Here is a 21196-nt window from a genome sequence, read left to right on the forward strand (position 1 = left end):
TTTCAGCTTGGAGAGGGAATCGGAGATGCGTAGAAGCTCCCTATGCAACGATGGATCGTGATTGCGGTGGTGGGAGCGCTGTTGTTCGGGCTGGGCGGAGGATTCGCGTTGTGGAACTACCGGGAGAACCGGCCGAAGAAAGTATGGGTTCCGCTGGTTCTGAATGAAGAACTGCCGGAAGAGAAGCGCACGGAGCTGGCCGCGAAGATCAAGGCCGGGTTGCTGGAGGGTGCCATCCTGCGTGACGCCGTGAAAGACACCGGTCTCGCCGCAAAGCTGAAGCTGCCTTCGGATGAGGCTGCGGAAGCGGAGGTGAGGAAAAGGCTCATGGTGGAAGTGGGTGAGGCGGATGTTCCCACCGAGGCGGGGATCACCCGCAGGATGCCTTCCATCAACATCGGCATCAACGCCCAGCGGAAATCCTACGGTCCGATGGGCGAGGTGGCGATGCGGATCATGAAAGACGTTTGGAAAATGCTGGGCATCAAGGAGCCGGCGGCGCCGACGATCTGAGGCGTGGGGTTCAGATGTGGCGGATCACCGCCTCGCGGGCGAAACGGGCCTTGGGCATGCTGGCGTAGCGGTCGTCCTCCGCGCGGTATCCCGCCGCGCAGGCGACAACGGTTGCGTAGTCGGTTTCCTCCAGGCCCAGCACCCGGTCATATCCCGCCGGATTGATCCCTTCCAGCGGACAGGTGTCGATGCCGAGGACGGCGGCCGCGGCCATGAACTGGCCCAGGGCGATGTAGATCTGCCGGGTGTTCCACGCCCGCCGCTGGTCGTCATCCATCGGTGCGACGAAGCCGGAGATGATCGACTGGAGCGGTGCGAGGACCTCCAGCGGGGTGGACTGGACTTCCGCCAGCCGGGCGACCCAGCGGCTGATGTCCTCCTCGCCCAGATTCTTCTTCACCGTGAACACCACCAGATGGGAGGCGTCCGTCAACTGGGCCTGACCCCAGGATTCGGTGCGCAGGGCCGCGCGGATCTCAGGATTGCCGATGACGAGGAACTGCCACGGCTGGAGCCCGAAGGAGGATGGAGTGAGCGAAAGTGAATGCTCCAGCGTCTCCCAGATCTCCTCCGGAATGCGGCGGGTGGGATCGAACTTTTTCGTGGCATAGCGCCACTTCAGCGCGTCGAGGAGCGGAGTCTGGGATGGGGTCACGCCCGGATTATTCCGCATCAAGGGTGAAAGGCAAGGAGGCCGACGGCAAATCGCGCAGAGTGAGGCTGAACATGATGCCGAACTCGTCTTTCAGGCGGTTGTCCCGGTGGGTGATTCCCACTCCGGCGATCCATTTTCCGAGATCGCGGTGGAGGGTGTATTGCTGGACCTCCAGCGTGTTGTCATCCAGTTCCAGGATGTGTTTCGTGCCGACACCCCAGTTCTCCGCGATGCGGGTGTAGGTGCGGAGATCGATGCGGTTGGAGTCCTGGAACACCGGGTGGTTGTCCAGCGTCCGGTAGCCGATGGAAAAGTAGAAGTCCTGGGTCGCCTGGAAGGTCACCGACGTGGCGAACTCGGTGAAGCCCGATCCTCCGTCGAACAGCGGGAACTGGGTTTCCAGGTTCACCGTCATCCATGGCAGGGGTCTCCAGCCGAGGTCGTTGTAGAGGTTGGAGAAACTGCTGCCGGACTGCTCATCCTCCAGGAAGGTGTCCATGTAGGTGTCCAGGAACAGCCACTCGTAGGACTGGCCGTCCCGCTTGGTGATCAGCCGGTTCCTCGCACCCAGCCGGAGCGTGTTCCAGTCCTGGAAGTCATCGATGGCGGTGTAGCGGTTCGGTGAGAGCGGCCGCGGGCGGGTGGTGAAGGTGAGGCGGTCGATCTTCGGCTGCAGCTCGTCCAGTTCATCCGCGGAGAGGAGCGACCAGTTCGCGTAGGGCTGGAGGACGTGGAGCAGGCCGTCGATGCCCCACTTGTGGTTCTGGATGGAGACATAGTCCTTGGAGAACTTCAGCGACGCCTCCGCGCCGAGGTGGTAGATCATCCGGTCGAAGTTGCTGGCCGGGCCGTCCACGGAGTCGTAGCGGGTGTAGCCGATGCCGGCGTGCGGGACGAAGCTCAGCCAGCCGCCGAAGTTCATCGGCATCGAGAAGTCATGGAACGTGTGGAGGCGGGTGAAGCCGGTGTCGATCAGTTGGTGGCGGAGGGCATCCGCCTTGGCTAGGTTCACCGCCCCCCCGGCGTCCTGATAGGCGAGGATCTGGCGGGCCAGGATCAGCTCGTAGCCGCCCAGTTGGCTGAGGTAGCGCGGGCGGTCACCCACCGGGCCATCCAGAAGCGGCCGGATGATCGAATTTTTCCGGACATCGGATGTCTGGTCACCAAGGACCGAGAAAGACGTGCTGCCCTCGTGCAGGATCGGCAGCCCGAACAACGGGCCGCGCGCCTGGTCGTAGGCGATTTCCGGATGGCGGGTGTCCGTCCGGTAGAAATCATTCAGGCGGAAGCGCCCGTAGAGGGAGAGCAGGGATTTCTCATCCCGGCGGAAGATGCCCAGCGTGTTGTCCGGGAAAGGATCCTCACCATAGTTTTTCGGGTCGAAGTCCTCCAGATAGTAGAGGTCGCTGAGAAAGGTCAGGTTGGCGTCCGCGTGCCATTCCGCCTGGTCGGGGACTTCAAATGGAAAGCGCTGCTTCAACTGGAGCTGGTAGCGGTCCTCGTTCACGGAGTTCCGGTTCACCCCGGAGCGGGAGATGTCCGGGTTGAGGTCGTTCAGATAGTAGAGGCTGAGGCCCGTGATGTTGGTGTTCGAAGTGTCCGTGGCATCCTTCAGGGCGAGGCCGAACCCCACACCCCGGCGGGCGCGGAAGTCGAAATGCCATTTCGAGAGCAACCAGGGATCCGCCCCGGTGGACTCATCCCCGCCCAGCATGATGCCGTAGCTGTTGAGCAGGTAGGGACCCCAGTTCGTCCGGGCTCCGGGGATGAAATGGTAGCCCAGTTCGGAGTCGAGGGGCTGGCTGAGGTAGGGCAGCCAGAACACGGGCGTGTCCCCCGCGTAGAGCTTCATGTTCCGGAAGACGATCTTTTCCCCCGGATAGACATTCGTCTGACCGGCCCGCACCCAGTAGCTGGGGTCCTGGGAGTCGTCGGTCGTGATCCCGGCGTCCTCCCCCACGAAGACCTGCTTGCCGTTGATGGTCTGGACCTGGAATTTTCCGGCTTCGAGGAAAATGGGATCGACCGAGGCGCGCAGGCCGGTGGTGTCGAGCTGCTTGGTCTCGTAGAAATAAACCGTGCGGTCCCCTTTCTGGGCGAGATTGCCTTGATAGAGGGTGACGTTGCCCTCGAAGGTGATGGACTTCGCGACCATGTCCAGCACCGCGCTGTCGGCGAAAATCTCCAGCCCGTTGTCTCCGGTCAGCTTCACCGGTCCGCGGGCGCGGATCTTGTCCTTCACGTTGCCTTCCAGTCCGTTGTTGGTGAGTTTGATGTTCTCCGGCAGGGATGCCATCCCCTCCACCTGGGTGCCGAAGGCGATCTCCGGAGCGGGCACCGGGGTGATCATGTCCACGGCGGGGCCGACGTTGCCATCCGGCTGGATTTCAGGGGGATTCGGCGTGGCGGGCAGCGGTGCGGGAGCCGGGGCAGGCACTGCCGGGACGGGTGCGGGAACCGGCGCATCCTGTGCGTGGAGCGGGGAAAGGAGCAGCGGACCGGAGATCAGCGCGACGAGCTTGGACATCGCCGTGATAAGAGTTTGACGGGGGGCCGAAGTAAAGAGGGAAAGCCGGACGAACCCTGCGTCCGGCTGGTGGTCCTGTCTTGCCGCGCTCGATTTCTTACGGAGTTGTCCGGTGGAGGGAGAGGGGGAATGGCTCCGTCCCCTCTTTTCATTTGCCGGGAAGCCGCCTATGAATGTCCCGCCGTGAGCATCGCCACCCGTTCCATCATCGTCACCGGAGGCGCGGGCTTCATCGGCTCCCATCTCGTCCGCCGCCTGCTCGCGGACGGCCACCGCGTCCTGAACATCGACAAGCTCACGTATGCGGGGAATCTCCTCTCGCTTGCGGATGTCAGCGGCCACCCCGCCTACTCGTTCCTCCAGGCGGACATCGCCGACGCCCGCGTGATGCATGAGGCATTTTCGTCGTTCCGGCCGGACGTCGTTTTCCACCTCGCGGCGGAAAGCCATGTTGACCGGTCGATCACCGGGCCGATGGCGTTCATCGAAACCAACGTCACGGGGACGGCCACGCTTCTCCAGGCGGCCCTGGAGACATGGCACCGTCATCCGCGCCCGGAGGATTTCCGTTTCATCCACGTTTCGACCGACGAAGTGTTCGGTGCGCTGGGCGACGAAGGCGTGTTCACGGAAAGCAGCCCTTATCAACCGCGCTCACCCTACTCCGCCAGCAAGGCCGCCAGCGACCACCTGGTGCGCGCCTGGGGGGAAACCTACGGCCTGCCCTTCATCATCACCAACAGCTCCAACAACTACGGACCCAGCCAACACCCGGAAAAGTTGATCCCGCTGGCGATCACCCGCGCCCTCCGCGGCGAGCCGATCCCCATCTATGGCAACGGCACCCAGGTGCGGGACTGGCTGCACGTTCTCGACCACTGCGATGCCCTCGTCCGCGTGGCCACGCTCGGCCGCAACCACGAAACCTACCTCATCGGCGGTGGCAATGAGTGGCGGAACCTCGATCTCGTCCATGAACTGTGCCGGATTCTGGACCGGCTGGCCCCGAAGTCCTCCGGGGGCAGCTATGCGGAACAGATCACCTTCGTGGCGGACCGCCCCGGGCATGACTTCCGCTACGCGCTGGACGCCGCGAAGGTCCGTGCCCACACCGGCTGGGCACCGGATGTCACGCGCGAGGGATTCGCCTCCACCGTGGAGTGGTACCTCGGAAGGTAGCGGAGGTTGTGAGACCTTCGGTTGGGATGCTTTTCTATCATCCCACGATGCCGCAGCAGATGGATGCCGTCCATTTCCTGACGATAGCCGCAAGGCGGATGCCATTCACCCAGCCGAAGGTCTCACGGCCTCCGCTACCTCCATTGGTGCCTCATGAATTTCTTTCATCCTCCATAACAGGCTCATGGCATAGGCCATGCTAACTCCGGCATCTTCCGATGCTGAAGAAACTGTTCCACCTCGGCTCCGCCTTCGCGCCGCTGCTCGTCGCCTGTGTCCTCGCGGGGCATCTGCGTGCGCAGGAAGCGCCCTCCGCATCCCCGCGCCAGCTCATCGCCAACGCGGTTTCCGCCGCCACCCCGGATGAGCAGAAGGACCTGATCCTGGCGATGAGGGGCACTCCTTCCCCCGAGATTGTCGGGTGGCTGGAGAAGTGGAAGGGCGGGGAAATCTACGTCCACACCAGTGATGACGGGACGGCGGTCACCGCATTGCTCCTCACCGGCCAGCCGAATGCCGATGGGGCCAGCGCCGCGGTGAAGGTGGCGGACGGCACGCCCTTCACCGGCGCTGACGGGCAGCCCATTCTCATCAATCCGGATGAAGTCCCCGCAGCCGACACCACCTCCGCCATCCGCCGGGCGATGAAGGAAGTCTCCGATCTCGCCGCGCTCGCGGACCCGGATCCGGTCCGCCGCCTGCGTGCCGTCAAGGACTCCGCCATCGGCCAGAATCCGGAAAAGCTCCCCGGCCTGCAACTGCTGGAAAAGACGGAGAAAGACGGAAAAATCCAACGGGCGCTCCGCGAATCCATCGCTCTCATCCAGCTCAAATCTTCCGTTCCCGCGGAAAAAATCTCCGCCTGCAAGACCTTGGGCGAACTCCACTCCCTCGCCGCACAGGATGCCCTGCGGACGCTGCTCAAGGAGGCCCAGACCGCCAATGACAAGCCCCTCGCATCCGCCGCGCAGACCGCCATTGATTCCATCAACGGCCACGTTTCACGGATCAACGCCGCGGGAACCGCCTTCCGTGGTCTTTCCCTTGGTTCGGTGCTGCTGGTGGTCGCCATCGGCCTGGCCATCACCTTCGGCCTCATGGGGGTCATCAACATGGCCCACGGCGAGTTCATCGCGGTGGGGGCCTACACCACCTATGTCATCCAGAACGTCTTCGCCGCCGGCCTGAAACTCTCGCCCTTCGGCTTCTCCCTCAGCATCCCCGGCTTCAATGTGGCGGGCGGGGACAACACCTACTTCATCCTCGCCATCCCCGCGAGCTTCCTCATCGCCGCGCTGGTGGGCATCCTGCTGGAACGTTCTGTCATCCAGTTCCTCTACAAGCGGCCGCTGGAGTCCCTGCTGGCCACCTGGGGCATCTCGCTGGTCATGCAGCAGATCCTCAAGTTCGTTTTCGGGTCGAACAACGTGCAGGTCAACAGCCCCGCATGGCTCTCCGGGAACTGGACCGTGAATGACGTCATCTTCGGCTGGAACCGCCTGTTCGTCATCGGCTTCGCCGTCCTCATCATCGCCGGCACCTGGCTGGTGCTCAACAAGACCTCCCTCGGCCTGCTCATCCGCGCGGTGATGCAGAACCGCAACATGGCCGCCTGCATGGGCGTGAGGACGGAACGGGTGAACACGATGACCTTCGCCTTCGGCTGCGGCCTGGCCGGGCTGGCGGGCGCGTTCCTTTCCCAGATCGGCAACGTGGGGCCGACCATGGGCCAGCTCTACATCGTGGATTCCTTCATGACCGTCGTCGTGGGCGGTGTCGGCAACATCGTCGGCACGGTGATCAGCGCGCTGGGCATCGGCGTGGCGGACCAGACCTTCCAGCAATACCTCGGCAATCCGGTGATCGGCAAGATCCTCGTCCTCGGTGCGATCATCCTCTTCCTGCAATGGCGTCCCGCAGGCCTCTTCGTCACCCGGTCCCGCAGCCTCGACTAACCCAATGACCAAAACACCGCTCACCAGCCGGATCCATCTCCCGCTCCTCATCGCCTGCGCGATCATCCTCGTCATTGTCATCCCCCTGCTGCATTCGTTCGGGTTCATCTCGGACTTCACGCTGGGGAACTGGGGGAAATATCTCTGCTACGGCATCCTGGCGATCTCCATTGATTTGCTCTGGGGCTACACCGGCCTGCTCTGCCTGGGACAGGCCCTCTTCTTCACGCTGGGCGGCTACATGATGGGCATGCACCTCGTGCGCATGGCGGGGACCACGGAGCTGCCGACCTTCCTGACCATGGTCGGGCGCAATGACTGGCCGGTGTTTTTCCAGCCGTTCTCCAGCTTCACCTTCGCCCTGCTGGCCATGGTGCTGGTGCCGGGCGTCCTGGCCTACATCTTCGGCTACCTCGCCTTCCGGTCGCGCATCAAGGGCGTGTATTTCTCCATTCTCACCCAGGCGCTCACCTACGGCGCTGCGCTGCTGTTCTTCCGCAACGAACTGCTGATGGGCGGCAACAACGGCTTCACCAACTTCGACACGCTCCTCGGCTTCTCCCTGCGCGAAGTCGGCACCAAGCGCGGCCTCTACATCGCCACCGCCATCCTCCTGATCTCCGTCGTCGCGCTCTGCAAATGGCTGACCGGTTCCCGCTTCGGCCTGATCCAGCGGGCGATCCGGGATTCGGAAAACCGCGTGTTGTTCTCCGGCTACTCCACGGCGAACTTCAAGCTGTTCGTGTTCGTCATCAGCGCGGTCATCGCCAGCTTCGCGGGCGCGCTGTTCGTTCCACAGGTGGGCATCATCAACCCCAGCGAGATGGAGACGGGCAAGTCGCTGGAGGCCGTCGTCTGGGTCGCCCTCGGTGGGCGCGGCACCATCATCGGGCCGGTGCTGGGGGCGATCAGCGTGAATGCCCTCAAGAGCTGGGCATCCTCCGGAGCCACGGCGGATTTCTGGCCGCTGATCCTCGGCGGCTCCTTCGTCCTCGTCGTCCTTTTCATGCCAAAGGGGATCGTCGGCATCCCCGGCCAGGTCCGCGGACTGGTCACCAGACTCACCCGCAAGAAGGAAGAGGAGAAGCCCGCTCCCATCCCCACCTCCGCAACCCTGAAGCCCTGAGCCATGGACGTCTATCCCACCCTGCCACGCAAACCCTTCCTCCTCGCCGCGGAAGGCCTCACCCGCTCCTTCGACGGATTCAAGGCCATCAACGACCTGAATTTCTATCTGGATGAAGGGGAACTCCGCACCGTCATCGGCCCCAACGGAGCGGGCAAGACCACCTTCCTCGACCTGATCACCGGCCGCACCAAGCCGGACGTGGGCACCCTGAAGTGGGACGACGGCCAGCACGATCTGCTGAAGATGAGCGAGTATGAGATCTACCGCCTCGGCATCGGCAGGAAATTCCAGACGCCGACCGTCTACAACGACCACACCGTCACGGAGAACCTCATTCTCTCCCTCGCCGGCTCGCGCGGCATCTGGCACTCCCTTTTCGGCAAGGTGACCGCAGCGCAGAAGGAACGCATCGCGGAGATCCTCTCCATCATCAAGCTCTCCGACCACGCCCACCGCAAGGCCGGGATCCTCGCCCACGGCCAGAAGCAATGGCTGGAGATCGGCATGCTCCTCGCCCAGGACGCGCGCCTGCTGCTGGTGGATGAACCCGCCGCCGGCATGACGGATGAGGAAACCTACCGCACCGGAGAACTCCTGCTCTCCCTGGCGGGCAAGCACACCATCGTCGTCATCGAGCATGACATGACCTTCGTCCGCCAGATCTCCCAGGGCCGGAAAGTCACCGTCCTCCACCAGGGCCATGTGCTCTGCGAAGGCCCCGTCGATCAGGTCCAGTCCGATGAGCGCGTCATCGAAGTCTATCTCGGTCGCAAGTCCAAGGCCGCCTGATCCCAATCATCCCCTTCCCAATCCCCAATCTCTTTTCCGATGCCCGCCACCGCCATCCAGGAAAGCCTCCGCATCTCCAACCTCCGTGTCTCCATCGGCGGCAGCGCCATTCTCCGTGGCATCGATCTCTCGATCCGTCCCCAATCCGTGTTCTGCCTGATGGGCCGGAACGGCGTGGGCAAGTCCACCACCCTCAAGGCACTCACCGGCCTCTATCCGGCGGACTCCGGCAGCTTCATTCTGGATGGCCGGGACATCACCCGCCTCCCGGCCGCGTCCCGCGCCCGCACGGGCCTGGGCTATGTGCCCCAGGGGCGTGACATCTTCCCGCTGCTCACCGTGGAGGAGAACCTCTTCATCGGCGTGAAAGCCCGCGGGGAGAAGATCGACAAGGCCGAAGTGGACCGCATCTACACCCTCTTCCCCATCATCCGCGAGTTCCTCCACCGCAAGGGAGGCATGCTCTCCGGCGGCCAGCAGCAGCAACTCGCCATCGGCCGCGCCCTGCTCACGAAGCCGAAACTCCTGATCCTGGACGAGCCGACGGAGGGCATCCAGCCGAACATCATCGACCAGATCGGCGACGCCATCAGGATGCTCCGGGAAGAGGGCCGCATGAGCATCCTGCTCGTCGAACAGTACCTCGACTTCTGCAAGGAGCTTGGGGATGACTTCGCCATCCTGGAGCGTGGATCCGTGGCCGTTTCGGGAACGATGGACGAACTCACCGATGGCGTGGTGAAGGAGTTCCTCACCGTCTAGACAAGCCTCCCCCTTCCTTCCTCCTGATCTCCAGAGGGACGCATCCGCGTCCCTCTTTCCGTTTCCACGCCATCGCGGGAACGATTGCCAAAGTCACGGCATATCCGCCATTTCCACGCTTCATGCGCCAGATTCATATCAGGCGGAGCTACGGATGAATTCCTCTGATGGAAGGCTCTAACAACTACTATAAATTTAATAGAATCAGCCTTCCGTGGAAAATCATGGCACGGATCAAGCATTACACGGGAGCCAGACGATCAGACTGATCGCGCCATACCAATAAGCAGCCTAACCATGAAAAAACATCACAGTCGCACCCGCTTCGTCACCCCGCTCCTTGCGCTCGCCCTCTCCGCCGGGGCCATGGCTGGAGTCGTGGAAAGCACCACCACCACCACCACCGTCACCGCCGCCGAAAAGGAGGATTTCCTCACGGGAACCCTGAGCTTCGACGCGAATTCGCACTTCATCTCCTATGGATGGGATGTCTGGGGGGACGGCAGCTCCCTTTCCCGCTACGCGTTCAATCCGTCCCTTGAATTCGCATGGGAACTTCCCGGCGGCTTCACCGCGACCCTCGGCACCTGGTGGGATGTCAACGCGAAGCCCGTTGGCCTCGCTCCCGGCACTCCGGAATCGCCGATCGGCGGCAAGATCCAGGAGATCGATGTCTGGGCGGGCCTCGCCTACAACGTCGGGGACTTCACCGCCAAGGTCACCTACCAGAACTGGTTCTACGGAAGCGAGACAGAGGAAGTCCTTGATGTGGCTTTCTCCTATGACACGTTCCTCTCCCCGTCCCTCACCATCCACCAGCGTCTTGATGAAGGTGCGTCCGGCGGAAACACCGGCACCGTTGCCGTCCTCGGTCTCTCCCACAGCGTTGAGGCGGGTCCCGTGACCTTCTCCTTCCCGTTCAACGTCGCTTATTTCTTCCAGGACGACTATCATCCTGGCAGCACGGACAGCGGCTTCGGCTACGGCTCCCTCGGTGTCACCGCCTCCATGCCCATCTCCTTCATCAGCGATGCCTACGGTGACTGGTCCATCCACGCTGGCCTCACCTACTACGTGACCTCCAGCGATGTCGTCGGAAACGGCCGGAAGAACGACTTCCTCACCGCGAACGTCGGCGTCTCCATCGGCTTCTGATCCCATTTGTTTGTTGCGCTATCGGTTGCCACGGGGAGGGCTTGTTCCCCCACAGGGGCCGCAGGCTCTCCCCGTGTGTTTTTCCGTCCCACTCCAACTCCCTTCCCTCTTCTTCCAAGATAAACCATGATCTCCCGAATCGTACCCGCCGCCTTCGCGGCAGTCGCCCTCTCCGCCTCAGCCGTCCAGGCCCAGGAAACCGTCAAGGTCGGCGTCCTCCACTCCCTCTCCGGTACCATGGCGATCAGCGAAACCTCGCTGCGCGACGTGTTGCTCTTCACCTTCGATGAAATCAACGCCAACGGTGGTGTCCTCGGCAAAAAGATCGAGCCGGTGGTTGCGGACGGAGCATCGAACTGGCCGCTCTTCGCGGAGAAGGCGAAGCAGCTCCTCGACCAGGACAAGGTGGCCGTGACCTTCGGCTGCTGGACCTCCGTTTCCCGGAAGTCCGTCCTCCCTGTCTATGAGGAGAAGAAGGGCCTGCTCTTCTACCCGGTGCAGTATGAGGGTGAGGAGATGTCCCCGAACATTTTCTACACCGCGGAGGCGGTCAACCAGCAGGCCACCCCGGCCGTGGACTACCTCCTCGCGGAAGGTAAGAAGAAATTCTACCTCCTGGGTTCCGACTACGTCTATCCGCAGACCACCAACCTGGTTCTCCTCGAGTATCTCCTGAGCAAGGGAGTGCCGCTCGAGAACATCGGCGGGGGCTTCACCAAGGATGGTGACGGCAAGATCATCTCCGCCGGCAAATACACGCCCTTCGGCCACACCGACTACCAACAGATCGTTTCCGAGATCAAACAGTTCTGCGCCTCCGGTGACGCCGCCATCATCAGCACCCTGAACGGCGACACCAACGTGCCCTTCTTCAAGGAATACGCCGCCGCCGGCCTCACCGCCGAGACCGCCCCGGTCGTCTCCTTCTCCATCTCCGAGGATGAGTTCCGCGGCCTGCCTGCGAAGCAACTCGTCGGTCAGCTCGGCTGCTGGACCTACTTCCAGTCCATCAAGAGCCCGGCCAACGCCAAGTTCGTGAAGGACTTCGAGGCATGGCTGCAGAAGACCGACGTTCCCGGCATCGTCAAGGAAGGCCGCGTGACCTGCTCCCCGATGGTGCTGTCCTACAACGGTGTCTATCTCTGGAAAGCCGCGGTCGAGAAAGCCGGCAGCTTCGACGTGGACAAGGTTGTCGCGGCCCTCGAGTCCGGCATCTCCTTCGACGGTCCTGGCGGCAAGGTGACCACCCAGAAGAACCACCACCTCACCAAGAACGTGTTCATCGGCGAGTCCAAGGCCGACGGGCAGTTCAAGATCCTCAAGGAATACAAGGACGTTGTCGGTGAGCCCTTCCTGAAGGGCACCTTCAAGGCCAAGTAATTCCGGACTGCTTCACCCTCACACCCCTGTCCGGGTTATCCGGGCAGGGGTTTTTCGTGCCTGTCCTCCCGGGAATGATTCCGATTTACCCCGGGCGGAATCGGGCGATGCTAGCCGGTATGGCAGGGAAAACGAAAGCTGCGGTCGCAGGGGTGACCGGTTTGGTCGGGCGCGGTCTCCCCGTGCTGCTCGCGGAGCGGGGTTTTTCCGTCACGGGGATCAGCCGGGCCGGAACCGGGGATGTCCCGGGAGTGGATTGCTGGCAAAGGCCGGACGCCCTGGACCTCTCCGGCCATCAGGCGGTCATCAACCTGGCGGGCGAACCCGTGAACCAGAGATGGACGGAGGAGCGGAAGAAGCGCTTCCGGGAAAGCCGGGTTGCCTACACCGGAAAGCTCGTCGCCGCCATCGGCCGGCTGCCGGAAGGGGAGCGGCCGGAGGTCCTGGTGAATGCCTCCGCCGTCGGCTACTACGGCAACCGCGGGGATGAATTTCTGGCGGAATCCGCCGGACCCGGTGACGGCTATCTCGCGGACCTCTGCAAGGACTGGGAGGCCGCCGCCTTGGGGGCCGAAAAATTCGGCGTACGGGTGGTCATGGTCCGCATTGGGCTGGTTCTCGGAAAAGAAGGTGGGGCCTACCGGCAGTTGCGGGGCATTTTCCGCCTGGGGATCGGCGGCAGGCTGGGGGATGGCCGGCAGTGGATGCCATGGATCCACGTTGACGATCTCCGCCGGGGGATCGTCCACGCGGTGATCTCCCGTACCATCCACGGTCCCGTGAACGGCACCGCGCCCACACCGGAACGGAATGCGGATTTCACCAAAAAATTCGCCGCCGCCGTGCACCGGCCCGCATTTCTTCCTGTGCCTGGCTTTGCCCTGAAGCTGGCTTTCGGGGAGTTCGCGCAGGCCCTGCTGGACAGCAGCCGGGCGGTGCCCTCCGCGCTGGTGGCGGACGGTTTCGTGTTCCGCTTCGGCGCGCTGGAGGATGCCCTCGCCGATCTGGCGGAGTAGCATCCAGGTTCATGCCGGGCGGAGCGGTTCATAAGATTCCCTCATCCGGACGTTTTTGCTTTTCACAAGTTGGCTTGCCGGGGAATGATTTGAGACGATGACCGTATTCTCGATTCTGGCCGCGGGTGCGACCGATGTCTCGCCCCTTTTCGCCTTGCTCAGCCTGGTGCTGATCTTCGCGGTGCTGATGTCCCTGTTGCTGGCGAAGTTGAAACAAAACTTCCTCATCGGCTACCTGATCTGCGGCGTCATCATCGCGAACGCCGGCCTGCTGGGCTTCATCCCCGGGCAGGAGGCGGAGATGGACAAGGTCATCTCCCACCTCGCGGAACTGGGCATCATCTTGCTGATGTTCACCCTCGGGATCGAGTTCTCCCTTGCCGAGCTGAAGCACCTCTGGCGGGTGTCTTTGATGGGCGGCGGCATCCAGGTGGGCACCATCTCCCTGGTCGGCGCACTGATCATCTGGGCGTCCACCTCGTTTCCCGGAGCGGAGATCATCGTGCTCGCGGTGTCGGTGGCGCTCAGCTCCACCGCCGTGTCCATGAAGTCCTTCCAGGACATGGGCCAGCCGAACAATCCTTCCGCCAGGACCGCGCTGGCCATCGCCCTGTTCGATGACATCGTGGTCATCCTTTTCCTGCTCATCCTTCCTGCTCTCTATGGTGCCAGCAGCGACCATCCGGTGCCGGTGGAAATCGCGCTGGCCATCGGCAAGGGCGTGCTTTTCCTCGGCGGTGCGCTGCTCATCGGGAAATTCGGCATCACGCCGCTGCTGCACGCCGTCGCCCGCACCCGCAGCCGCGAGCTGTTCACGCTCGCCGTGGTCGCCCTCTGCGCGGGCATCGCCGTGCTGGGGGCGGCGCTGAACCTGTCGCCCGCGCTCGGCGCGTTCGCCGCCGGTGTGGTCGTCAGCGAGTCCATCTACCGCCACCGCATCATGGCGGACATCATGCCGTTCAAGGACCTGTTCCTTGCCATCTTCTTCGTCTCCGTCGGCCTCCAGATCAACCTGGAGATCGTGGTCGGTGACTGGATGCGGATCGTCGGCTTCAGCATCCTGATCCTGATGGTGAAAGGTTTCGTCGCCTACAATGTCGCGCGGATCTTCAAGCTGCGGCTGCGTCCCGCGCTCCTCACCGGTGCCGCCCTCGCCAGCTCCGGGGAGTTCTCCCTCGTCCTGCTGGCAAAGGCGGCGGACTACCGCCCGGCGGACGAGTCCATCCAGCAGCTCCTCCTCAGTTGCGCCGCGCTCACCATGGCCACCGTCCCGCTCCTCATGCGGGGCAGCGGCGGCTTCGGAAAGTTCCTGGAGACGAAATTTGGCCTCGATCAGCGAAAGCACCCGCAGGCGGAGAACCTCACCCCCTCCAGCCACATCAAGGAAATCTCCGACCACGCCGTGATCTGCGGTTACGGCCCGGTCGGCCAGGCCCTCAACGAGGCGCTGAAACGCTCCGGCGTGGAAACCCTGATCATGGAGCTGAACGCGGACACCGTCCGTTCCCTCAAGGCGAAGGGGCAGCCGGTCCTGTTCGCGGATGCCACCCATCCGGAGGCGCTGGAACTGGCGGGCATCCACCGCGCCCGCATGGTTGCCTTCACCTTCCCGTCCGTGGAGCTGACGAACGCGGCTGTCCCCATCGTCAGGGAGCACAACCCGGGCATCGTCATCATGGGACGGGTCAAGTTCGCTTCGGAGATCGAGGCGCTCCGCGACCTCGACATCGACGTCATCCACGACGAGGCGGAAAGCGCCGTCGCCATGATCCACTCCGCGAGGGAAATCTACCAGCGCGTCACCCTGACCGACCGGGAGATCCGCGAGATCGCCACGCAGTGATTTTCATGACCGTGGCTGCGGCGTCCCGCCGCAGCCACTTCCCGCCCCGCCGTTTCAGCGGACAGCCTTCGGCTTCAGCACCGCATGCATCACCAGGCTGGCGGCGATGATGGCGCCCGCCACCAGCGGGGCCACGTGGGCCGTCTGATCCGTTCCGGTGACGGCCCCATGGATGCGGGTCACGATCAGCACCAGGCACACCACCGACCCCAGCGCGGGCACGAACAGCGGGATCTCAAAGCCACCTTTCTCCTCGCCTTTCCGCAACTTCAGGATGACCAGCGAGGCATTCACGATCACGAAAACGGAAAGCAGCAGCAGCACGGTCGCCTCCGCGAGCTGCTTCACCCCTCCGGCGAGGATCAGCACGGTGACGATGCCCAGCAGCACGAACACCGCGATATGGGGCGTTCTCCGCACGGCATGCACCTTTCCCAGCACTTTCGGCATCAGCCCTTGGTGGCTCATGCCGTAGAGCAGGCGGGAACCCATCAGGTTGTTGAGCAGCGCCGTGTTGCCGATGGAGAAGATGGTGATGAACAGATAGACCCGGTCCAGTCCCGTGAACCACGGCGCGGCGCGGTGGGCCACCTCCATCAGCGGCGCGGGGCTTTTCGCCAGTTCCTGCCACGGCATCACGGATACCGCGGTGATGGCGACCGCCATGTAGATCACCGTCGCGCCGATCATCGCCCCCACCAGCCCGAAGGGGATCGAGCGGCGCGGATCCTTCACCTCCTCGCTCACGTTCAGGATGTCCTCGAAGCCGATAAACGAGAAAAACGTCAGCACCGCCCCCTGCAGGATCACGATGAAGCTGATGCCCGCGATGCCGATGCCCTCCGCCTGCGGTGGCACCTCCAGATAGTCCACGCTCCCCCAGAATTTCATCCCCACCGCGATGATGAACACCAGTCCCCCCACCTCGACGATGGTGCAGAAAAGGTTCGCCCACATGCTTTCCCGGATGCCCCGGTAGATCACCGCCGCGATGAACACGGCCAGCAGGATCGCCATCAGTTTCACCGGCAGGGCGATGCCCAGCTTGATGACCAGCGCCTCCGCGATGGCCTGCAGACCCGTGGCCATGCTGGTCAGGCCGCTCATCATCACGGAGATGCCCACCGCGTAGCTCAGCCAGCCTTTCCGCATCGCGCGGTCCGTGATGTAGGCCGCCCCTCCCGCCTTCGGGTAACGGCTGCCCAGGCTGGCGTAGGAGAGGCCCGTCAGCAGCGCGGCCACCATCGCAGCGATGAACGCCAGCCACACCGCGTTCCCCAGCGCTCCCGCCGCCTTGCCGATCAGCGCATAGACTCCTGCCCCCAGCATCGAGCCGAGGCCATAGAAGAGGATCTGCCACGGGCCGATCGTTTGCGCGAGTTTCGGTGAACCATCCGGACAAGACATGGGGCCACGCTAACGGATGTGTGCCGCCGCTGGAACGCAAATCGCCCCCATGGAGCCAAAAGCCATCGACTTCCGGTCCGGAATCCGTTCTTTCCTCACCAGCCAACGCCATGTCCCAGATGCCGACCATGCCCCCCATCCCAGATGATTCCGATGCCGAGGAAGGCTTCGGCTTTGTGAAAATCGCGGGCTGGGTTGGCGGACTCGGACTGCTGGCCGCCGCGTTTCTCAGCCCGCCGGTGCTCGGGCTTTCCCCGGAAGGCTCGAAGGTCGCACTCCTGTGTTTTGCCATGGCATTGCTGTGGATCACGGAAGGTCTGCCCATCCCGGCCACCGCGCTGCTGCCCATCGTGATGCTGCCTTTGTTGGGTGTCTCCACCGTCCGGGAGGCAGCCGCACCCTATGCGGACCCCATCATCTATCTCTTTATGGGCGGCTTCATGCTTTCCATCGCCATGGCCCGCTGGAACCTGCACCGCCGCATCGCCCTGCGCATCATCCGCATTTTCGGAACGAAGCCCCGCGCCCTGGTCCTCGGCTTCCTCGTCTCCGCCACCTGCATCAGCTTCGGCGTCAGCAACTCCGCCACCGCCATGATGCTGCTGCCCATCGCGCTGTCCGTCTATGCCCTCATCAAAGAGTCGCAGGGAGAGACGGCGAGCAAGCACTTTGGCGCGGCCCTCGTGCTCACCGTGGCATACGGCGCGAACATCGGCGGCATGGCCATCCTCACCAGCACCCCGCCCAACCTCATCCTCAAGGGTTACATGGAGAAGACCCACGGCATCGAGGTGTCCTTTTTCCAGTGGATGAAGCTCGGCATCCCGCTGGCGATGATCTCGCTGCCGCTGGTCTATTTCATCATCACCCGCTACTGCTTCAAGGTGGTCAACACCGAGGTCCCGGGGCTGAAGGAGGCGCTGGACAAGGAGGTGGAAAGCCTCGGCCCCATCACCAAGCCGGAGTTGGCCGTGCTCGGCGCCTTCATCCTCGCGGTCACCTGCTGGGTCAGCCGCGAATGGTGGAAAGGCATCTATCCCAACATCACGGATGAGGTCATCGCCATCGGCTCCGCCTGTTTGCTTTTCCTCATCCCGGTGAACCTGAAGAAAGGCATCTTCATCCTCGATTGGGAAAGCGTGAAGAAGCTCCCGTGGGGCGTGCTCGTCATCTTCGGCGGCGGCCTCAGCCTCGCCTCATCGTTCGAGAAAACGAAGCTCGCCGTGGCCATGGCATCCGCACTCCACGGCATGGCCGGCTGGCCTCCGCTGGCCATGGTCTTCCTGGTCGTCGCCATCATGATCGCCGCCACCGCGGTCACCAGCAACACCGCCACCGCCGCGGCCTTCCTTCCTGTCATCGGCGCATTGGCCGTCGCCATCGACCAACCGGTGCTGCTGCTCGCCGTGCCCGTCGCCATCGCCGCCAGCGCGGACTTCATGCTGCCGGTGGGCACCCCGCCGAATGCCATCGCCTACGGCTCGGGCCTCGTCAGCCTGCCGGAAATGATGCGGGCCGGCTTCCGTGTGAACATCCTGTTCGCCATCCTCATCCCCATCCTCATGTGGACCGTCGGCCGCTGGGCGTTCGGGATTTGATAGATCCCCGGCATTCCGGCCTTATCGTCCGGGATGAAACCCTTGCTCGCCCTCCTTCTTGGCATTTCCACCGCGCATGCGGACCTGGAGGCATGGAAGCACGCGGAGAAAAGCGCGGTGGCTCCGGACCAAGCCCGTCATTCCATCCATTCGTATTTCAACGTCTGCCCGGAAAGCCCGGACGGAAAGCACGTCCTCTACTACACCTCCGCCACGCCGGACGGGGAGAAAGGCGATCTGCGCATCCTCGAGCGGGCGACGGGGAAGGAAACCGTCATCGCGGAGGGCATCACCTGTGAGGACGCCCACCGCGCCGCCTGCCAGCAGTGGTCCGGCGGCGGGAAATACGTGCTCTACCACACCCTCACCGACGGCCGCTGGAGCGTCCGCGCTGTGGACATTTCCACGAAACAGGAACGGATGCTGGCGATGGACCGGCAGCTCGGCTACGGCTCCGCCACCGGGAAATACGCACCCGTCTATGGCTGCCACTGGAACCCCGGCGCGCACCGGAACCTGGAGATGATCGATGTGGCGACGGGAGAGATCACCACTCCCGTCACCGCCGCTCAGACCGTTGCGGAGTATGGGGACTGGATCGACAAAAAGCTCGGCTCACGGGATCTCACCATCTTCTTTCCCGTCGTCAGCCCGGACGAATCGAAGGTGTTTTTCAAACCGTGCATCCCCGGTGGCGGCGACAGCTACAAGGGCATGTCCGTCAGCAAGCGTGATGGAAAGGCGGTCTTTGACCTGAAGGAAGGGAAGTTCATCCGCATGGTGGAATCATGGGGGCATCCCTCCTGGTCGCCGGATTCCATGGGTATCTTCGAGAAAGCGAACATCCTGATGGATGTGGCCACCGGAAAGAACGGCCCGCGTTTTTCACCATCGTGCTTTTCGGACCATCCCACGCTCGCTCCGGATGCCTCCGTCTTCGTGACGGATGCGGATGTCACGAAACGTCCCTTCGGAAAACCCGGCCACTGGGCCATCGGTGTCGGCTCCACAACGGCGGATGAGTTCGTCGTGGTTGATCTTTTCGACAACACGAAGGGAGCGAAAAGCTGGCGGCGCAGCCACCCGCACCCCGCCTTCAGCGCCGATGGGAAGCGGATCTACTACAACGTCAGCGACGGACCCTGGACCCGCCTGATGGTGGCCGAGGTGAAGTGACTGGGACCGCGGAATTCATTCCGCTCTTGGCGTGCGGCCTTGGTGCTGGTTCGCTCTGCGCATGGCCGCCCCGCAGAACATCATCGCGCTGGTATATGACTATGACCAGACGCTCAGCCCCCGCTACATGCAGGATGATGTCTTGTTCCCGCAGTTCGGCATCAACCCGGAGCAATTCTGGAAAAAGTGCAACGCCCTGGTGAGCGACCAGAAATGGGACGGCGAGCTGGCCTACATGAAGTGCCTGCTCGACTACCTGGGCATGGACAACGTGACCAATGGCCGCCTCAGCGAGCTGGGCGGCGGGCTGCGCTTTTTCCCCGGCCTGCCGGAGCTTTTCGAGGAACTGCCGAAGGCCGCGCTGCGCCCGGAACATGAGATGGCGGGCATCAAGGTGGAGCACTACATCATCTCTTCCGGACTCAAGGCGCTGCTGGACGGCTCCCGCCTGAAGGACCACGTCCGCGCCATGTTCGGCTGCGAGTTCGGCGAGGATGCGGAGGGCCGCATCAGTTTCCCGAAGCGCGTCATCTCCCACACCTCGAAGACCCAGTTCCTCTTCCGCATCAACAAGGGCATGCTCCGCTATGATGAGGATGTGAACGATCACATGCCTGCCGACCAGCGGCCCATCCCCTTCGAGAACATGGTCTATGTGGGTGACGGCCCGACCGATGTTCCGTGCTTCACCGTCATGGCCCGCAACGGCGGCCAGGGCATTGCGGTTTATAACCCGGAGGACCCCTCCGGGCGTTCCTTCCGGAAATGCTTCCAGCTTTCCACCCACGCCGGGCGCGTGAAACACATCGCCCCGGCCGACTACCGCCAGGGCTCCCACCTCTGGCTGCTGCTCCAGGAAATGGTCACCGAGATCGCCGACCGTATCCTCTCCCGCCGCATCGACGAGCGCGAACGCTCGACGGTCGCCGCACCGAAGTTCTGAGGAGTTCCGGCCCGGGGAGGCATCGTGCGCCGCGGTTCGGATGCGGGGGTGAAACACCAGCCGCTTGGGAAAAGCAATCCACCGTCAAGGTTTTGGTTTGCCCGAATGGCATTTCGCGGCTCGATTCCGGGTGATGAAACCATCCCGCAAGCCTCTCCTCGTTCTGGCCGCCGTCACCGCGGCGTCATCCTTCTTCGGAGCACGTGCCGATGAACTCAACGTCTACTCCCACCGCCACTACACCGGGGACCAGGCGATCAACCGCCTCTTCACCGAGAAAACCGGCATCAAGGTCAACGTCGTGAACGCGGATGCGGACCAGCTCATCGAGCGGTTGAAAACCGAAGGCGCGAACAGCCCGGCGGACCTTCTCGTCACCGTGGATGCCGGACGTCTCCAGCGCGCCAAGGCGGAGGGCCTGCTCCAGCCTCTGGATTCGGAAGTGCTGAAAAACGCCTCCCCGAAGGAACTGCGCGATCCGGAAGGCTACTGGTATCCCTACACGCTCCGCGCCCGCGTCATCCTCGCCGCGAAGGACCGCGTGAAAGCCGGTGAGATCAAGACCTATGAGGACCTCGCGAAGCCTGAGTGGCGTGGCCGCCTGCTGGCGCGTTCCTCCACCAGCAGCTACAACCAGTCCCTGCTCGCCTCCATCGTGAGCGCGAACGGCAAGGATGAGGCCGCGAAGTGGGCGAAAGGCGTCGTCTCGAACTTCGCCCGCCCGCCGCAGGGTGGTGACCGCGACCAGATCAAGGCCGTGGCCTCCGGTCTGGCGGACGTCTGCATTTCCAACACCTACTACCTCGGACTGCTTCTGAACTCGAAGGACGAGGCGGACCGCAAGGCGGGTGAAGCCGTCACCGTGATCTTCCCGAACCAGGATGGCCGCGGCGCCCAGTGCAATGTCAGCGGCGCGGGTGTGACGAAGCACGCCAAGAACGTCGCCCAGGCGAAGGCCTACCTGGAGTTCCTCGTCAGCCCGGAGATCCAGAAGATGATCGCCAACAGCACCTACGAGCATCCGGTCAACGGTGACGTCACCCTCAGCCCGACCCACGAAAGTTGGGGCAAGTTCAAGATCGACACGGAAACCTTTCCGAAAATGTCGGAAAGCCAGCCGGAAGCGACAAGGATCTTTGACCAAGCGGGCTGGAAGTGATTCGGATGGG

At 63.2% G+C, this 21196-nt stretch carries 16 protein-coding genes and 1 pseudogene; 14 read left to right on the forward strand and 3 right to left on the reverse strand.

The window, feature by feature from the left end; all coding sequences use genetic code 11:
• Positions 1-42 precede the first annotated feature (42 nt).
• On the forward strand, positions 43-513 hold the full coding sequence (locus tag KF712_08615) for a hypothetical protein (protein MBX3741039.1): 471 nt from the start codon (positions 43-45) through the stop codon (positions 511-513).
• 10 nt (positions 514-523) lie between these two features.
• On the opposite strand, the gene KF712_08620 is transcribed toward KF712_08615, so the two are convergent.
• Together KF712_08620 and lptD are read right to left on the reverse strand one after the other, a co-directional pair.
• The gene (locus KF712_08620) at positions 524-1168 is read right to left on the reverse strand and encodes an NAD(P)H-dependent oxidoreductase (protein ID MBX3741040.1); all 645 of its coding nucleotides are present in this window, start codon (positions 1166-1168) and stop codon (positions 524-526) included.
• Positions 1169-1175: 7 nt separating this feature from the next.
• Positions 1176-3695 carry an LPS assembly protein LptD gene (lptD, locus tag KF712_08625; GenBank protein ID MBX3741041.1) on the reverse strand — a complete coding sequence of 840 codons (2520 nt, stop codon included), beginning with the start codon at positions 3693-3695 and terminating at the stop codon, positions 1176-1178.
• Positions 3696-3824: 129 nt separating this feature from the next.
• Between lptD and rfbB the strand changes: the two genes are divergently transcribed.
• The 9 genes and pseudogenes from rfbB to KF712_08670 all read left to right on the forward strand — a co-directional run bounded on the left by rfbB (position 3825) and on the right by KF712_08670 (position 14903).
• Positions 3825-4874, forward strand: coding sequence for a dTDP-glucose 4,6-dehydratase (gene rfbB, locus KF712_08630; protein MBX3741042.1), 1050 nt, complete (start codon positions 3825-3827; stop codon positions 4872-4874).
• A 218-nt stretch (positions 4875-5092) separates the two neighbouring features.
• Complete coding sequence (urtB, locus tag KF712_08635; protein ID MBX3741043.1) at positions 5093-6829, forward strand: urea ABC transporter permease subunit UrtB; 1737 nt, start codon at positions 5093-5095, stop codon at positions 6827-6829.
• 4 nt (positions 6830-6833) lie between these two features.
• A complete protein-coding gene (urtC, locus tag KF712_08640; GenBank protein ID MBX3741044.1) occupies positions 6834-7955 on the forward strand; it encodes an urea ABC transporter permease subunit UrtC in 1122 nt (373 codons plus the stop codon).
• Between the two features lie 21 nt (positions 7956-7976).
• On the forward strand, positions 7977-8747 hold the full coding sequence (urtD, locus tag KF712_08645) for an urea ABC transporter ATP-binding protein UrtD (protein MBX3741045.1): 771 nt from the start codon (positions 7977-7979) through the stop codon (positions 8745-8747).
• Positions 8748-8786: 39 nt separating this feature from the next.
• Complete coding sequence (urtE, locus tag KF712_08650; GenBank protein ID MBX3741046.1) at positions 8787-9509, forward strand: urea ABC transporter ATP-binding subunit UrtE; 723 nt, start codon at positions 8787-8789, stop codon at positions 9507-9509.
• Positions 9510-9806: 297 nt separating this feature from the next.
• Positions 9807-10664 (forward strand): hypothetical protein, encoded by an 858-nt coding sequence (locus KF712_08655; GenBank protein ID MBX3741047.1) that lies wholly within the window; start codon positions 9807-9809, stop codon positions 10662-10664.
• A gap of 195 nt (positions 10665-10859) precedes the next feature.
• A pseudogene (gene urtA / locus KF712_08660) lies at positions 10860-12044 on the forward strand (urea ABC transporter substrate-binding protein).
• Positions 12045-12163: 119 nt separating this feature from the next.
• Entirely contained in the window at positions 12164-13060 is an 897-nt protein-coding gene (locus tag KF712_08665) for a TIGR01777 family oxidoreductase (protein MBX3741048.1), read from the forward strand.
• 97 nt (positions 13061-13157) lie between these two features.
• Entirely contained in the window at positions 13158-14903 is a 1746-nt protein-coding gene (locus KF712_08670) for a cation:proton antiporter (protein ID MBX3741049.1), read from the forward strand.
• A gap of 54 nt (positions 14904-14957) precedes the next feature.
• On the opposite strand, the gene KF712_08675 is transcribed toward KF712_08670, so the two are convergent.
• Positions 14958-16310 (reverse strand): amino acid permease, encoded by a 1353-nt coding sequence (locus tag KF712_08675; GenBank protein ID MBX3741050.1) that lies wholly within the window; start codon positions 16308-16310, stop codon positions 14958-14960.
• Positions 16311-16420: 110 nt separating this feature from the next.
• Here KF712_08675 and KF712_08680 point away from each other — a divergent pair, with 110 nt between their 5' ends.
• The 4 genes from KF712_08680 to KF712_08695 all read left to right on the forward strand — a co-directional run bounded on the left by KF712_08680 (position 16421) and on the right by KF712_08695 (position 21186).
• On the forward strand, positions 16421-17908 hold the full coding sequence (locus KF712_08680) for a DASS family sodium-coupled anion symporter (GenBank protein MBX3741051.1): 1488 nt from the start codon (positions 16421-16423) through the stop codon (positions 17906-17908).
• A gap of 33 nt (positions 17909-17941) precedes the next feature.
• Complete coding sequence (locus tag KF712_08685; protein ID MBX3741052.1) at positions 17942-19084, forward strand: hypothetical protein; 1143 nt, start codon at positions 17942-17944, stop codon at positions 19082-19084.
• A 61-nt stretch (positions 19085-19145) separates the two neighbouring features.
• Positions 19146-20027, forward strand: coding sequence for a haloacid dehalogenase-like hydrolase (locus KF712_08690; GenBank protein ID MBX3741053.1), 882 nt, complete (start codon positions 19146-19148; stop codon positions 20025-20027).
• Between the two features lie 133 nt (positions 20028-20160).
• Positions 20161-21186: a Fe(3+) ABC transporter substrate-binding protein gene (locus tag KF712_08695; GenBank protein ID MBX3741054.1), complete on the forward strand. Its 1026-nt coding sequence runs from the start codon at positions 20161-20163 to the stop codon at positions 21184-21186.
• Positions 21187-21196 lie beyond the last annotated feature (10 nt).

It is taken from the genome of Akkermansiaceae bacterium (genome assembly GCA_019634595.1).
In the GTDB taxonomy this organism is placed as follows: Bacteria; Verrucomicrobiota; Verrucomicrobiia; order Verrucomicrobiales; family Akkermansiaceae; genus Luteolibacter.

What these genes read in the sequence shown, in the direction of transcription:
- KF712_08615 (MBX3741039.1), top strand. Translation starts at nt 43, where the DNA reads ATGCAACGATGGATCGTGATTGCGGTGGTGGGAGCGCTGTTGTTCGGG.
- lptD (MBX3741041.1), bottom strand. Translation starts at nt 3,695, where the DNA reads ATGTCCAAGCTCGTCGCGCTGATCTCCGGTCCGCTGCTCCTTTCCCCG.
- rfbB (MBX3741042.1), top strand. Translation starts at nt 3,825, where the DNA reads ATGGCTCCGTCCCCTCTTTTCATTTGCCGGGAAGCCGCCTATGAATGT.
- urtB (MBX3741043.1), top strand. Translation starts at nt 5,093, where the DNA reads ATGCTGAAGAAACTGTTCCACCTCGGCTCCGCCTTCGCGCCGCTGCTC.
- urtC (MBX3741044.1), top strand. Translation starts at nt 6,834, where the DNA reads ATGACCAAAACACCGCTCACCAGCCGGATCCATCTCCCGCTCCTCATC.
- urtE (MBX3741046.1), top strand. Translation starts at nt 8,787, where the DNA reads ATGCCCGCCACCGCCATCCAGGAAAGCCTCCGCATCTCCAACCTCCGT.
- KF712_08655 (MBX3741047.1), top strand. Translation starts at nt 9,807, where the DNA reads ATGAAAAAACATCACAGTCGCACCCGCTTCGTCACCCCGCTCCTTGCG.
- KF712_08665 (MBX3741048.1), top strand. Translation starts at nt 12,164, where the DNA reads ATGGCAGGGAAAACGAAAGCTGCGGTCGCAGGGGTGACCGGTTTGGTC.
- KF712_08670 (MBX3741049.1), top strand. Translation starts at nt 13,158, where the DNA reads ATGACCGTATTCTCGATTCTGGCCGCGGGTGCGACCGATGTCTCGCCC.
- KF712_08675 (MBX3741050.1), bottom strand. Translation starts at nt 16,310, where the DNA reads ATGTCTTGTCCGGATGGTTCACCGAAACTCGCGCAAACGATCGGCCCG.
- KF712_08680 (MBX3741051.1), top strand. Translation starts at nt 16,421, where the DNA reads ATGTCCCAGATGCCGACCATGCCCCCCATCCCAGATGATTCCGATGCC.
- KF712_08685 (MBX3741052.1), top strand. Translation starts at nt 17,942, where the DNA reads ATGAAACCCTTGCTCGCCCTCCTTCTTGGCATTTCCACCGCGCATGCG.
- KF712_08690 (MBX3741053.1), top strand. Translation starts at nt 19,146, where the DNA reads ATGGCCGCCCCGCAGAACATCATCGCGCTGGTATATGACTATGACCAG.
- KF712_08695 (MBX3741054.1), top strand. Translation starts at nt 20,161, where the DNA reads ATGAAACCATCCCGCAAGCCTCTCCTCGTTCTGGCCGCCGTCACCGCG.